This window comes from Anaerocolumna aminovalerica (genome assembly GCF_900115365.1).
Taxonomy (GTDB): domain Bacteria; phylum Bacillota; class Clostridia; order Lachnospirales; family Lachnospiraceae; genus Anaerocolumna; species Anaerocolumna aminovalerica.
In genome coordinates this window covers 101,625-114,953 of sequence record NZ_FOWD01000004.1, presented here as the reverse complement: position 1 = coordinate 114,953, position 13,329 = coordinate 101,625, and the positions used below count along the sequence as shown (strand labels likewise).

General features: G+C 36.6%; 13 protein-coding genes, 1 tRNA gene and 1 pseudogene. 3 read left to right on the top strand and 12 right to left on the bottom strand.

Going from position 1 to position 13,329, the window contains the following annotated elements:
* Positions 1–72 precede the first annotated feature (72 nt).
* From BM183_RS03595 to BM183_RS03560, 8 genes are all read right to left on the bottom strand, one after another.
* Positions 73–816, bottom strand: coding sequence for a hypothetical protein (locus BM183_RS03595; RefSeq protein WP_091684449.1), 744 nt, complete (start codon positions 814–816; stop codon positions 73–75).
* Positions 800–1,312: an RNA polymerase sigma factor gene (locus BM183_RS03590; protein ID WP_091684448.1), complete on the bottom strand. Its 513-nt coding sequence runs from the start codon at positions 1,310–1,312 to the stop codon at positions 800–802. Before BM183_RS03590 ends, BM183_RS03595 begins: the two co-directional genes overlap by 17 nt.
* Positions 1,313–2,009: 697 nt before the next feature.
* Positions 2,010–2,366 (bottom strand): hypothetical protein, encoded by a 357-nt coding sequence (locus BM183_RS03585; protein WP_091684446.1) that lies wholly within the window; start codon positions 2,364–2,366, stop codon positions 2,010–2,012.
* A 140-nt stretch (positions 2,367–2,506) separates the two neighbouring features.
* Positions 2,507–2,821, bottom strand: a complete 315-nt coding sequence (locus tag BM183_RS03580) for a hypothetical protein (protein WP_091684444.1) — start codon at positions 2,819–2,821, stop codon at positions 2,507–2,509.
* A 105-nt stretch (positions 2,822–2,926) separates the two neighbouring features.
* Positions 2,927–2,999: transfer RNA gene (locus BM183_RS03575), tRNA-Ala, on the bottom strand.
* Positions 3,000–3,486: 487 nt separating this feature from the next.
* Positions 3,487–4,131: an ABC-2 transporter permease gene (locus BM183_RS03570; RefSeq protein WP_091684442.1), complete on the bottom strand. Its 645-nt coding sequence runs from the start codon at positions 4,129–4,131 to the stop codon at positions 3,487–3,489.
* Positions 4,121–4,867 carry an ABC transporter ATP-binding protein gene (locus BM183_RS03565; RefSeq protein ID WP_091684441.1) on the bottom strand — a complete coding sequence of 249 codons (747 nt, stop codon included), beginning with the start codon at positions 4,865–4,867 and terminating at the stop codon, positions 4,121–4,123. Before BM183_RS03565 ends, BM183_RS03570 begins: the two co-directional genes overlap by 11 nt.
* Positions 4,864–5,331, bottom strand: coding sequence for a helix-turn-helix domain-containing protein (locus BM183_RS03560; protein ID WP_091684439.1), 468 nt, complete (start codon positions 5,329–5,331; stop codon positions 4,864–4,866). Before BM183_RS03560 ends, BM183_RS03565 begins: the two co-directional genes overlap by 4 nt.
* A 593-nt stretch (positions 5,332–5,924) precedes the next feature.
* Here BM183_RS03560 and BM183_RS03555 point away from each other — a divergent pair.
* Complete coding sequence (locus BM183_RS03555) at positions 5,925–6,791, top strand: AraC family transcriptional regulator (protein WP_091684437.1); 867 nt, start codon at positions 5,925–5,927, stop codon at positions 6,789–6,791.
* 632 nt (positions 6,792–7,423) lie between these two features.
* On the opposite strand, the gene melA is transcribed toward BM183_RS03555, so the two are convergent.
* Positions 7,424–8,746, bottom strand: a complete 1,323-nt coding sequence (melA, locus tag BM183_RS03550; RefSeq protein ID WP_091684436.1) for an alpha-glucosidase/alpha-galactosidase — start codon at positions 8,744–8,746, stop codon at positions 7,424–7,426.
* Between the two features lie 178 nt (positions 8,747–8,924).
* Here melA and BM183_RS03545 point away from each other — a divergent pair, with 178 nt between their 5' ends.
* Positions 8,925–9,761 carry an AraC family transcriptional regulator gene (locus tag BM183_RS03545; protein WP_091684434.1) on the top strand — a complete coding sequence of 279 codons (837 nt, stop codon included), beginning with the start codon at positions 8,925–8,927 and terminating at the stop codon, positions 9,759–9,761.
* 149 nt (positions 9,762–9,910) lie between these two features.
* Positions 9,911–10,234 (top strand): annotated as a pseudogene (locus BM183_RS21445) (transposase); the annotation flags it as partial.
* Positions 10,235–10,440: 206 nt separating this feature from the next.
* Here BM183_RS21445 and BM183_RS03535 read toward each other — a convergent pair.
* The 3 genes from BM183_RS03535 to BM183_RS03525 form a co-directional block, all read right to left on the bottom strand.
* Positions 10,441–11,585, bottom strand: a protein-coding gene (locus BM183_RS03535) for an IS3 family transposase (protein WP_139221473.1) whose coding sequence is annotated in 2 segments (ribosomal slippage) — positions 10,441–11,324 and positions 11,324–11,585 — 1,146 coding nt in all. Because the reading frame shifts where the segments join, the coding sequence is not laid out codon by codon here.
* 151 nt (positions 11,586–11,736) lie between these two features.
* On the bottom strand, positions 11,737–12,159 hold the full coding sequence (locus tag BM183_RS03530; RefSeq protein WP_091684433.1) for an SHOCT domain-containing protein: 423 nt from the start codon (positions 12,157–12,159) through the stop codon (positions 11,737–11,739).
* A 44-nt stretch (positions 12,160–12,203) separates the two neighbouring features.
* On the bottom strand, positions 12,204–13,310 hold the full coding sequence (locus BM183_RS03525; protein WP_091684431.1) for a toxic anion resistance protein: 1,107 nt from the start codon (positions 13,308–13,310) through the stop codon (positions 12,204–12,206).
* Positions 13,311–13,329 lie beyond the last annotated feature (19 nt).

The following is a 13,329-nucleotide window of genomic DNA, read 5'->3' as shown; positions in this document are numbered from 1 at the left end:
ATTTAATATATAATTCTTTATTTTAAACTCCTCCTATATAGGAATAGTATAAAAAATATGAAAAGGTTGCATTTAATAAAAAAAAGAATAAAGAATTTTTATAAACTCTTCCTGAGTTATATTTTCTACCGATAAATAATAGCCAATGTCATCTAATAAAAACTGTGCCTGATAACTATTCAAGCCTTCTATATACACAATGGAAAGTTTAGTTTGCTTTATTTCTGACTCTTTAGCCAAACCTTGGTAAGATTTACTTGGAAGTTTTCCTTTTCTGACAGATAATTCGATTCTTTGATTTTCATTGGCAGTATATGCTGCATAATATTCATCTGATTTGATAATACCTTCCTTATTTTTGTAAACGTGAATCGACTCTTTTTCCATAATAAATCCATCCGGAAGATAAGATAATTCAATTTTTTTCCCTAAATAGGACATATATTCTTCTTTTGTCCATTCTTTTTTCAAAGAGTCAGGGATACCAAAGTTTTGATTAACTTTTATATTATCAGCCTCTTCTGAGAGATTGTTAAAGTATAATATCCCATCATTGACATTGACGGTCTGTATGGTTCCATTCGGTATTAATTCTGTTAATATGATACTATCATTGGATTTGTTATGTATTGTATAAAAAATAGCAATAATAAGAATAAAAGAACAAGCGAAAGAAAGATATAAATAAGGCTTCTTTTTATTCCTATTTGTCTGCTCTAATAACTTTTGCTGTTGTATCATCTTCTCAGAAGTCTTTTCAATTAATTCTTTGGGAATATCCATTTTCTTCATTGCACTTTTATATTTTTCTAACATGTATATCACTCTCCTCACTAAAACCATCTAATAGTTTCATTTTAAGAAGGTTTCTGCCTCTGGATAAGAGTGACTTAATTGTACCTTCTTTTTTTCCTAATACATCTGATATTTGTTTGATCGTTAATTCCTCATAGTAAAATAAGTGAATAACAGTCCTGTATTTTTTTTGCAATGATAACACAGCTTGATAAACTTCGGATTCTTCAGGAGTAAGATATACCAGATCTTCCGGTATTAACTCATAGGGCCTGTTTTTTAAACTTAAAAAGTACTTATTACAGCAATTGATTGTAACTTTGATTAGCCACGCTTTTAAGTGTTCTTCCCCAGTAAACGTTAGTTGATACTTAACTAATTGCAAAAACACGTCTTGAAATATATCTTCCGCGTCATATTTATTCTTTGTGCGGCAATATGCTAATTTGTAGACCAAATCGGAGTATTTATTAATAGCCTCATCAATATTTAGTTGGATGCATCCTGCGTTATTCATGGTTCCCTTTCCTTGCTTGCAAGTTCCTTTCAAAAATTACGGTTGATACCTAATTAAAGTTTCTTTTAGAGGGTTAAAAATTTGCCTTATTGCATATTAAATAATGTTATTATTATAACAAACAAAAGAAAATACGTATACCTGTTTTATCTAAAAATGGTAATAAGGGGAAACACAAAAACATTGCGGCTGGTCTTGCTCAAACCTCTCTTTATTCCACCTTTTTCTTTGCATAAGGAAGGCACTTCCGGGGGGTAAGTGCCTATCTCGTACTACTTTTATTTTAACTGTTCATAAACTTTTTAATAACCATTCAAATATAGTACATATATGAACGATACAATAAGTTAATAGAGTTCTACATAGTTACTTCCTTTTTCATAAATAGCCAGCAGGAATTGCCTGCTGGCTCCTCCTCTTTATTGCAGTAATACCTGCTAAATAATTTTAGCTGCATAATTTGTGAACATGTCGTCTACTTTTCATAATTATTATTTAATAAAAAGCTATTAACCAAAGCATATCGAATGTTGGTAGTTTATATGATAATCACAAAAAACTGCTTTATCTGTCAAGCCCAGTAAATAATTTTGCTATCTATATGTAGGTTCTTTATTTCATTCAGAATACTTAACCAGAATTTTGCATTTTCATTACCACCTAACCCACATACCAAATTTGCCTTTCTGCTTTCAAATCATGGCTGAGTAAAAAAATAAAATTCAACCCTCTCTATAATTAGAGTCATATTGGGGTTTCCAATTCTCTGTCTTACTTCGCTCACCACATTTATAAATGCAGTGTAATATTCTTCCTCACTTTGAACTTCTGCAGGATTTCTTGTACTTGTTATTACATGCGCTGTTTCTCCTAACACGCACCCTCTAATTTCACCACATACCAACCTGTTAATATCTATTAAAGCTGTTACAAATATTCCGCTATTCTCATACTCACTATTTGCACTTTGTTCCCACAGATATGCAACATATTCATTGGTATAATATTTGGAATCAATTCCAAAAAGAGAAACTGTATATCTTTCACTTAACATAGAAACACCTATATTTTTTCTTGTTATTATGATATGTTTCATAATTCGTATGTTGCATATTGTGTAATATTGGATATTAAAAAAGCTACTAACTATATCAATAGTTGGTAGCTTCTGAATTAGTGATTACTTTTTCTTTATTATAAGAAAAACCACCAAAAAGGAAATCTTAAGTCGAAATCATGTCTTCTGTCGAATTCTTCTCTTCTTTCCATTTCGTGTCTTCTGTCAAATTCCATTCTTCTATTAAATTCTTCTCTCATCTCTCTCATATTTCTCATATCTCGCATGTCCCTCATATCCCTCATATCTCGTCTTTCCCGCATATCTCGTCTTTCGTTTTCCCTTCTCGGGTCACCAACTTGAAAATTATCCATAAATAATTCCATTTCCATAACTTTAATATATACTTTAGTATATGCAAGATTATTATATTGGTCACCTACTGCCAACATATATAAAGTTCATTCTTTTAATAGATTTCAAAGTATCAAAATGGCACTCATTTCTGAGTGCCGATCTTTATCTCTATAACCCTTGATTTTATTTAACTAAAAAAATGGAGCATAGGGGACTTGAACCCCTGACCCCCACACTGCCAGTGTGGTGCGCTCCCAACTGCGCTAATGCCCCATGACGGAAGAAGTTGGATTCGAATTCACATGCCCAGTTCTGGACATCTCGATTTCGAATCGGTAATTCATTTACTAATTATCAGAATCTCTCCAAGTATTTATTTTACTATATTTTCCTTAATCCACACTAAAACTAATACTTTTTAATATCCTGAATCAAATACTCCGTACCTATTATAAATGAATGATATTTCTATGTCAATAGCCGAATAAAGACACCAACCGATCTATTTAGTTTTTTTATTTAGAACATATGCGAAATGTATCTCCCCAGTTTATAATTATGATAGTAACTAACTTTTAAAAGAATATTTTTTTCCTTAATATTTTAAACCTTCTTCCTTAAGTTTAGCTGTTTAATTTTATATGTTATACTATCACAACTATTACTGTCTGGGGGTCTTTGCTTTGAAACCAATAAATCTTTTTACCTTTTGTTATACTGTTATTAGTACAATAGATTGCACTTTAATGCAGGCAAAAATTTATAGATCAACCTGCTCAAAACGCTTTACAGAAACCCGGTAAGCAGTTATCATTCCGATACTATATACTATTATGCCAACAGCTAGTATGGGCAGTTGCCGCAACATCATGTCCGGCGCAACGCTGTCAAGCCATTTAAACCCTGGAAAATGAACAAGTACCTCCATGATAATCACTGCAATAGAAGCCGGTATGATAGCCAGAAGGAACGCCTTATCCACTTTATAAGCTGTTTTGAAAAACTGAGTCAGCAAAATTACATTGAAAATTGCATATATCATCAGTCCAAAACCATAGTAGGCCAAATTTGCTTCAATACCAGCCGGATTACCATTGGGCAAAACATGAACGCGCAGTACGGCAAAAGGTAGAGAAATAAGCAGTTGCGTCATTTGGGCCAAAACCATAAGCAGGCACTTGGCTTTCACTGTATCCCTTTTTTGCACTGGCAGCAAAGCGGTATAGTAAATATCGTTTGTTTCCCGGCCATACATGAAAGTAAGATACGGAGCAAGGCAACCGAATAGAAATACCATGCCATAAGGATACGCCGGAACTATAACCAGCACTCCAAGCAATGTAAAGATATAAAGATTCGGATGGGCGGCCAGCCGTAATTCCTTGTATAGAAGATTAAATATCATAGTGTCTCCTTTCGGTGCGCAGCATTATCTCTTCTAAAGACAGTTCTCTAATTTCACCCGGCTCTTTCAGACTTTGGAAGGACTGGATAAAGACGGATTTTTCAGCGCTTTTTAGAAGTTTACCATCCTTGATATAAGTAATATCATCGGCACACTTTTCCAAATCCGATATTATGTGGGTAGAAAAAAGAATGCTTCTTTCCCCGTCTTTCACAAGTTGCCGAAATAACCCCAGCAAATCGTCGCGAGATACTGGATCAAGCCCGCTTGTGGGCTCATCTAAAATCAACAGCTTGGCATGATGGGATAGTGCAAGAGCCAACATATATTTAACTTTCATGCCGGAGGAAAGCTCTTTTACACGTTTTTGCGGGTCCAGGCCAAAAACCTCCAAATATTTTTGATAGGCTTCCTCATCCCAGTTCTGGTAAAAACGCTTTGTGACCGCCGTAATAACGGCCAACTTTTTATGCTTGTAGAAATCAATCTCACCTAAAACCACACCTATGTTTTGCTTGCAAACTTCTTCATTTTCCATAAAGTTACGGCCAAACATTTCAATTATTCCACTGTCCGGACGCACCAGATTCAGCATGGACTTTAAGGTGGTGGTCTTTCCTGCACCATTTTTCCCAATCAACCCCATAATTCTGCCCTGTGGCAGGAAAAACGTAATATCACACAATGTAAAACTTGAATAATGTTTCGTTATACCTTGCACGGATAATGCATTCATAATTTATCCTCCTTACCTTTGAAAAAAACATTAGAAACCTCCCCGGTCATCCGCAGAAAAGTATCACTGCTTACGAGTGCAATTCCGGCACTTACAGGGCTGCTATCTCCCAGAACAACCAGCGTATCGCCGGTTTTAAGCTTTAGTGTGTCCCGGGCTTTTTTAGGTAATACGATTTGCCCTCTTTCGCCTATGGTTACCGTGCCAAAGATATGTTTGTTTTTAGGGCCAATCGGAACCCCCTCCTGTTCCGGGTCATAGCGCACCAAATCATTCAGGGATACATCAAATAAATCTGCCAACGCTTCACAGTTGAGAATATCCGGCAGAGAATCCCCTTTCTCCCACTTTGCCACAGCCTGCCGCGTAACGCCAACTTGCTCGGCGACTTCCTCTTGGGACAAACGGCGGCGGTTTCGTAGATAACGCAGATTTGCGGAAATGTTATTATTAGAACTATTCATACTTTTCACACCTCGTTTATTCAATATTACCCTTAAATCGTAAAGGATACAACCAACTGTCACATACATATTATGTCCGTTTTAGTTGCGTATATTATATCATAAAAAGTGATAATGATAGGTAAAAGTGTTTTAGATGAGTCCAAAAATGTCCTGATGTAAAACTTCATTGACGAATACAAGTAATTTTACCAACGTTGCCATGATCTTCTTTAACAGCAACCCTAAAAAATGATAGTTTGATGGGTACTTAGTGAAAATAATCCCATTTTTTCCTCCTGCAATATCATTTTTACAAGCAATATTTACCCATTGTAATGTATCGTTAAAAACTACTAAGGCTAACTGTTGAACGCCAAACTTAACTTTGTTTTATTTTTGTCTACAATCTCATTACCCTTGCAATTCCACTTTAGAATAAAACATCTTTTTGTCGGAAAGCATGGTGTTAATGGTCAGGGTGCATAAGGAAGTAACCGAATACTAAAAGAAGGAGATAGACAACCAACAGACAAAATGTATAATTAAAAATAGCAAGAAATGTGAAAAATGATTTACTAACTTATTTTATAATAGTTTTAGGAGGTGTAAACTTGGAATATAATTTACTAAATATAGCGAGGATAGTCGATTATATTGAAACCCACCTAGAAGATAAGCTGGATTTAGAAAGCATAGCAAATGAAGTTGGATATTCAAAATATCACATTCATAGAATGTTTACTAGTATTGTGGGTTTACCTATTCATTCGTATGTACAAAGGCGGCGGTTGACCGAATCAGCAAGACTACTTATTTTTACTAATCAATCTATTATACACATCGCATTGTTAGCGGGATATGAAACACAACAATCGTTTTCAGTAGCCTTTAAGGCACTATTTAATTGCACTCCGCAAGCATTGAGAAAGAAAAAAAAATTTTATCCTTTGCAATTGAAATTCACGGTAGATGGCAAGAAACATTTAAGAGGAGATATGGTTATGGAGATTAAGGAAGTAGAAATAGACAGACTATTGTTAGTCGGATATAAGGCAGATACACAAAAAGGTTTTTCTGTTATAGGAAAGTGTTGGAGAAAACTTCACTCAAATAAAAAGAAAATACGAAGTCGCGTAGATGAGAACTTTCTTATTGGACTTAACGATTACGTTAATTATTCTTATGAAAACGAGCAGCCTGGTTTTGATTATTATGCAGCGGCAACGGTATCCAATTTTTCAGAAATTCCCAAAGGGATGGAAACAAAAGAATTGTTACCTAGCAGATACATGGTATTTTCTTTTAGAGGACGCAATCAAGATTCTTTACAGCCGATTGTTGATTATATATACAAAGAGTGGTTTCCTCAATCAACCTGCCAATTAAATGAAAATGCCAAATATGATTTTGCTAAATATGGAGAGATTCTAGATAAAGATGGTAATAGCAATATCGAATATTGGGTTCCTATATTATAGTGTAAATGAAAAATCATCTGGCGGCCATCAGTCAAAAGTTAATAACTTCCACTTTATTCGGGAGAGCCAGTTGGATCAGCTTGTCTTGGAAGAATTACGGGATTTCACCGCTACATTCCGGAGCATGAAAAGCAGTTTGTGCGGGTAGCGATGGACAGGATCCAACAGGAATACAAGCGTGAAACATTATGCTTATGCAGTCATTACACTCGTTAAAGATTGCGAAAAATGGGTCTGTTTATAGTTTCGTGTAAACTCTTTTTACAGAACATCTCATTTGGGGCTTAATGATGACGCACAAAAATCCATGAAATGCAGTCAAGGAAAGGGTTCCAGCCTTTACTGCATTTCATGGATTTATTAGAATAATTAAGGCTCCAAAATATCTAAAATACAGAATTTGAAACAGTCTCCAAAAAACTGATAAAGTTTAGGACGACTATTTTAATAATTTAATAACTTTGCACCGAGACGAATAGGTAATGTCTATCCTCCGGCTGTCTTGCTAAGTATATTATATACTTTATATTAAGTTTATGTTTATGTAAAAAGGTTACCAAAAGCATCAAATAGCACTCATCTCTGAGTGCACTTCTTTTTCTGGCGAAAAACCTGGCTCACTCTTTTGTCAATTATAAATAATCCTTCATATATTCTCCATGAGCTTCAATTAATTCATCGCACATAGCAACGATATCGTCGATGGATAGCTCAGCACAGGTATGAGGGTCCAGCATCGCTGCCTGATAGATATTCTCACGCTTCTTCGTATGCGCCGCTTCAATGGCCATCAGCTGGACATTGACATTCGTCATATTCATCGCCGCCAGCTGCACTGGCAATCTACCCACATGACAGGGATGAATTCCCCGGGCATCTACAAGACAGGGAACCTCCACACAAGAATCCGCAGGAAGATTATCAATCAGTCCGGTATTTAATACATTACCGCCGATTTTAATCGGTTGATTCGTTACAACCGCTTCCATGATATAGGAAGCATACTCGTGGGACCGCTCATGAGTGATCTTTCCATTCTGAAGAATGTTATTCTTCTCGTTCTCCCAGCCCTCGATCTGTTTAATACATCTTCTTGGATACTCATCCAGCGGAATATTAAACCGTTCAATCAACTCCGGATATTTTGACTTAATAAAGAAGGGATTGTATTCCGCATTGTGCTCGCTGGATTCTGTGCAATAATAACCAAGGTGCTTAATATATTCATAACGCACCATGTCATTATGCTTCTCGCCTGCATTCTTCTTCAGGGCACGCTCCTTGATCTCCGGATACAGATCCTTTCCATCCCTGTCTCTGATCTCCAGAAGCCATGACATATGGTTGATGCCCGCAATCAATTCACTGCGGCCCTCCAGCTTATCTTCCATATCCAGTCCCTTTAGCAGGGTCTCGGAACATACCTGGACACTATGACATAAACCGACGGTACGGATCTTTGTATATCTTTGCATATATCCAGTCAGTATTGCCATTGGATTCGTATAATTCAAGAACAGGGTGTCCGGACATACTTCCTCCATATCCCTTGCAAAATCCCTCATCACCGGGATTGTTCGAAGCCCCCGCATAATTCCTCCGATTCCCAAAGTATCCCCAATGGTCTGTCTCAGGCCGTATTTCTTGGGAATCTCAAAATCCATAATGGTACAGGGATCATAACCTCCCACCTGGATTGCATTAATTACGAAATCCGCATTCCTAAGGGCCTCTTTTCTCTGCTCCACTCCCAGATAGGTTTTAATCTGTGCTCTTGATAAATTAACATTTTTGTTGATTGCCTTTAGTATGATTTCCGATTCCTCCAACCGATTGGCATCAATATCATAAAGAGCAATCTCCGCCTGGCAAAGACTTGGCGTACACATACAGTCTCCCAGAACATTCCTTGCAAATACCGTACTTCCGGCACCTAGAAAAGTTATTTTAACCATGATTTTTTCTCCTTATTATTTGTAATATGCTACTGTCTATTATATAATGTAATTATGCTGTAATCTATGTCATTTGTTTCGTAAAATTGTCATTATGTTGATTTTGCAATCAAAAATATGTTGGTCAACCAAATCATCCGTTATCTGTAACCGCCATCGTGCAGAAGGAGGAAGTATCATGAAACCATTACCAGTACAAGACAATAATAATATCCCCGGAAGGCCTCTGGTACTATATCATTGCGGTCATGAACAATGCAAACCATCCCATTCCTTTGGTCCTGCCATCCGCCCTCATTATTTAATCCATTTTGTTTTACATGGGCAGGGCACTTATCATGTGAATGGGTCAGTATATCATGTAGGAGAAGGGGAGGGCTTTTTAATCCATCCGGGAGTCACAACCCTGTACTGCGCTGATGACCAGAATCCCTGGGAATATTGCTGGATCGGCTTTGATGGGTATGATGTACCCAACCTATTAAAAGTAAGCGGCCTTTCCCATACCAGTCTGATTCTAAAGGACTACAGCAACGGCATGCTATGGAAGGATCTGTCCTCTTTAATCCTTGCTTTCACCGAGCGCCAGGGAAATGAGCTGCTCTATCTCAGCTTGCTTTACCGCTGCTTCTCCCATATCTGTCGTCCTGAACAAGCACCCTCAGGGATTGTCTATGAAAATTATATTACCAGGGCTGTGGATTACATCCACAATAATTATACCTATGATATCCGTGTTGCCGACATTGCAAAATTCCTTTGCATAGACCGTACCTATCTCTATAAACTGTTTATCAATGCCACTTCCCTGTCTCCACAGAAATATCTGATCCAGTACCGCATCAAAATCGCCCGGCAGCTGCTACTGGAATCCGATCTTTCCGTGTCCGAGATAGCATACTCCTGCGGTTTCAGAGATGCCTCCTCCTTCAACAAACATTTTAAGAATCACCTTCAGATTACGCCCTTGAAATATCGGAACAGCATACTGGCTAACCGGGAAACCATACAGTAATCATCCCGAAGGCTTACACATCCTGCACAAATGATTTTTAGACAATCGAGTAGGAGGAAATTTCCCTAACTGAGAAATTTCCGACCTCTCACACCACCGTGAGTACCGTTCGGTACACGGCGGTTCAATCAACTTAACAAGTAACACCAAGAATCCCTAATACCATTCATTACTCTTGTCCTTCCTTAAAGGAGGCGATATCTATTGATGAATTTAAAGGCAATGCTGAGACTGGAAAATATCAATACATCATCGTGAATCCTAAACAACCTTCCATTATGGATATCCTCCCTGATCGTACGCAAGCACATCTTTCAGCCTATTTTCGCGAGATGAATCGTAATGAGCGATATCGTGTAAAATACTTTGTTTGTGACATGTGGCAGCCTTATATTAAAGTTTTAAAGCGTATATCCTACGGTATTCGAAACTTTGAACGTTTTCGTACACGTATTTTACACTCTTGTAATTAAATAAAAACAGACTGGCACGAGGTCTATTTCGCCTGCCCAAAAATAAATTTTTAGAATCAAAACACAAAAACAGCCCTGCATCTAGTATTTAGGCGGGTTCCAAAGGAACCTTACCCCAACACTGAACTGCACCCGAAATGTTAGACAAAAAATAACATTGGAGGTTAGAGTTGTCAAGGTTTAGTAGACATAAAGTTAAGTGGATTTTATGAATTTTGTTCTTCAAATTGAGAAGGAGTTATATACCCAAGAGCAGAATGAATCCGCTTAGTATTGTAATATAATTCAATGTATTTAAAAATATCATCTTGAGCTTGTTCAGGAGTCTCATAATGAGCATCCTGAATAAGCTCTCTTTTTATAGTCCTATAAAACGATTCCATGAGAGCATTATCATAGGGATTTCCTTTTCTACTTTCACTATGAATACTTTTTCGTGCTTTTAGAAGAGACTGAAAGTTTCCACTGGTATATTGTGTCCCCTGATCCGTATGGACAATAAGGCCCGGCTTAGGCTGCTCTTTTCCATATGCTTGATTAAACGCATTGATAACCAGTTGGCCTTTCATTTTTGTATCCATTGCCCACCCAACAACTTTTCTTGAAAAAACGTCGATAAACACTGCCAAATATAAAGTCCTTTTCTTAGTTGGCACATAGGTAATATCACCTACCCATATCTGATTTTTGGTATTGGACTTGAATACTTGATTTAATAGATTTGGATGTTCTGGTGTATTAGCCTGATTATATTTTTTGTAACGATAACGTGAGCCTTTTGGGCAAAGCCCCATAAGTCGCATAAGCCTGGAAATCCGCTTCCGATTAACGTTCAGGCCTTTCTGGGTCAACACCTTGGCTATACGTAAAGAACCATATCGACCTTTATGTTCTTCAAAAATTCGTTTAATCTCTTCGCTAAGTACTTGATTTTCAATGTCTCTTTTCGATTGCTTATGATTTAAGAACTTATAATAACCAGCTCTTGATACATTTAAGATTTTACAAGCCTTCTTGATGTTTAAAGAATCTTGATGCTCTTTGATATAACGGAATCTTATGTATTCTTTTTCTTCAAGAAGGCCCGGAATTTTTTTAATAGTTCTAGCTCCTTGCGAAGTTCCAGGTTCTCTTGTTTTAGTTTTTTGATTTCGTATTGATATGAATAAAGTGCGGTTCCATGTCCAGGAAACGCACTTTCTCCGTATTCTTCATATTCACTTATCCAACGATATAAAGAATTATAATGAATGGAAAGTTCTTTCGAAACTTCTGAAACAGACATGCCATCTTCAAGAACCAGTTTTACTGCAGCAATTTTAAATGCTTTATCAAAGCTCTTTCTTGCCATAAAGCAGACCACCTTTCACAATATTCTCTTAACTATGTGTCTACTTTATTATACCATATCCAAGTCGCCTAATAAATTATTGTCCAACATTTTGGGGTCAGTTCACACTTGACGCAGAGCCTGTTTTTCATCCTTCTGTTTCTTGCTTTATTTATATTTTGTCTAATATTTCTTTACGTTTACTATCGTATTCTTCTTGCGTTATTAATCCATTATCAAACATCTTTTTCAGATCAACAAGTTTATCAGATGCATTTATTTGTGTTGAATCATTAACTTTATTAATTTCTGAAATTAAGTCTCCATTCTTATCTTCTGATTTAGAGTACTTCAAATATGTACCTGAACCAAATAATATTACTGATACAATAAGTCCACTAATTGCTATGTTCCTTTGTTTCTTTGCAGAATCAAATTTATCATTCCAAATTTGATTGCTACTCATACCTTTACTTGCTCTTTTCATGCCCGTTGCAGTATCTAGTGATTTAGTTAAAGAAATTGTCCAAATACCCATAAAAATTATTCCAATTATTCCAATAACAAATATAATATTAACCACTTTCTTACTCAAATTTATTCACCCCTTTACAATATATCTTCATTTTTCATTGTCTACTATCTTATAGCTACGAGAGTTTGCTTAAGCTCTGATTCTATTGTAATCAGCTCTGACTCGGCGGCTAGCCTTTCTTCCTTACCCTTTTTCTGTATTTCAAGTACTTGGTTAATTGTTTCAATTAAATCCTGATTTACCTTTTTTATTGTTTCCATGGACACGATTCCCCTCTCGCTTTCCTTGGCCACATCCAGAGTACCTGCTTTAAGCATTTCGGAATTTTTCTTTAAAAGCTCGTTTGTCATGTCTGTAACCTTTGTCTGGGCAGCAAGAGCAGCCTTTGCATTTTCAAGACCTAGGGATATAACCATCTGGTTTTTCCATAGAGGTATGGAATTTACAATTGAAGATTGTATTTTGTCAGCCAGCTGGGCGTCGTTGTTTTGAATTAAGCGTATCTGCGGTCCCATTTGAAGTGATATCTGACGGCTTAGCTGCAGGTCATAAACCTTCTTTTCAAAGCGATTTACCGCATTAACCAAATCATTCAGCTTTTGAGCCTCTGCTTCGTCACCTGATTTAGTAGCCTGTTCTCTTAGCTCTGGGATTACTTTTTCGTTCATTTCTTTAATTTTTTCCTTACCTGCTACAATGTACATGGTAAGCTCTTTGAAATAATCCAAATTTGTTTTATACATTTCATCATACATGGCGATGTCCTTAAGCATGGTATGACGGTGAGATTGCAGCATATTGGTTATTTTGTCAATATTTACTTCAACATCGCTGTAGCGAGCAATCAACTTGTCAATTTCATTTTTTGCCTTTCCGAACAGATTGCCTAAAAAGCCCTTGTTTTCGCCTATGTAATCAAAATTTTTTATGGTAACAACTAGGTCAGAAAGCAACTTGCCCGCCTCACCAGAGTCCTTTGTTTTAACATTTTTCAATGTATCGTCCGCAAACTTTGCAAGCTTCGTTTGCGCACCAGAACCATATGTAACAATAGAGTTGCTGTCTGTAACATCAATTTTTTCTACAAACTCCAAAACCTGCTTCTGTTCCTGGGGGGTTAAAGATGCCAGGCTCATACCGCCTTCTTCGGTTTGATTTTTTTCAGGTAATGTTTGTACTTCATTTCCAAAATCTAATCTAATTCCTTCCATTTTCAGTCTCCTTTATATT

Bases quoted from the DNA above. Each gene is read 5' to 3' on its own strand.
- melA (WP_091684436.1), bottom strand. From the start codon at position 8,746: ATGGTTAAAATAACTTTTCTAGGTGCCGGAAGTACGGTATTTGCAAGG.
- BM183_RS03570 (WP_091684442.1), bottom strand. From the start codon at position 4,131: ATGATATTTAATCTTCTATACAAGGAATTACGGCTGGCCGCCCATCCG.
- BM183_RS03590 (WP_091684448.1), bottom strand. From the start codon at position 1,312: ATGAATAACGCAGGATGCATCCAACTAAATATTGATGAGGCTATTAAT.
- BM183_RS03525 (WP_091684431.1), bottom strand. From the start codon at position 13,310: ATGGAAGGAATTAGATTAGATTTTGGAAATGAAGTACAAACATTACCT.
- BM183_RS03595 (WP_091684449.1), bottom strand. From the start codon at position 816: ATGTTAGAAAAATATAAAAGTGCAATGAAGAAAATGGATATTCCCAAA.
- BM183_RS03560 (WP_091684439.1), bottom strand. From the start codon at position 5,331: ATGAATAGTTCTAATAATAACATTTCCGCAAATCTGCGTTATCTACGA.
- BM183_RS03565 (WP_091684441.1), bottom strand. From the start codon at position 4,867: ATGAATGCATTATCCGTGCAAGGTATAACGAAACATTATTCAAGTTTT.
- BM183_RS03545 (WP_091684434.1), top strand. From the start codon at position 8,925: ATGAAACCATTACCAGTACAAGACAATAATAATATCCCCGGAAGGCCT.
- BM183_RS03580 (WP_091684444.1), bottom strand. From the start codon at position 2,821: ATGTTGGCAGTAGGTGACCAATATAATAATCTTGCATATACTAAAGTA.
- BM183_RS03585 (WP_091684446.1), bottom strand. From the start codon at position 2,366: ATGTTAAGTGAAAGATATACAGTTTCTCTTTTTGGAATTGATTCCAAA.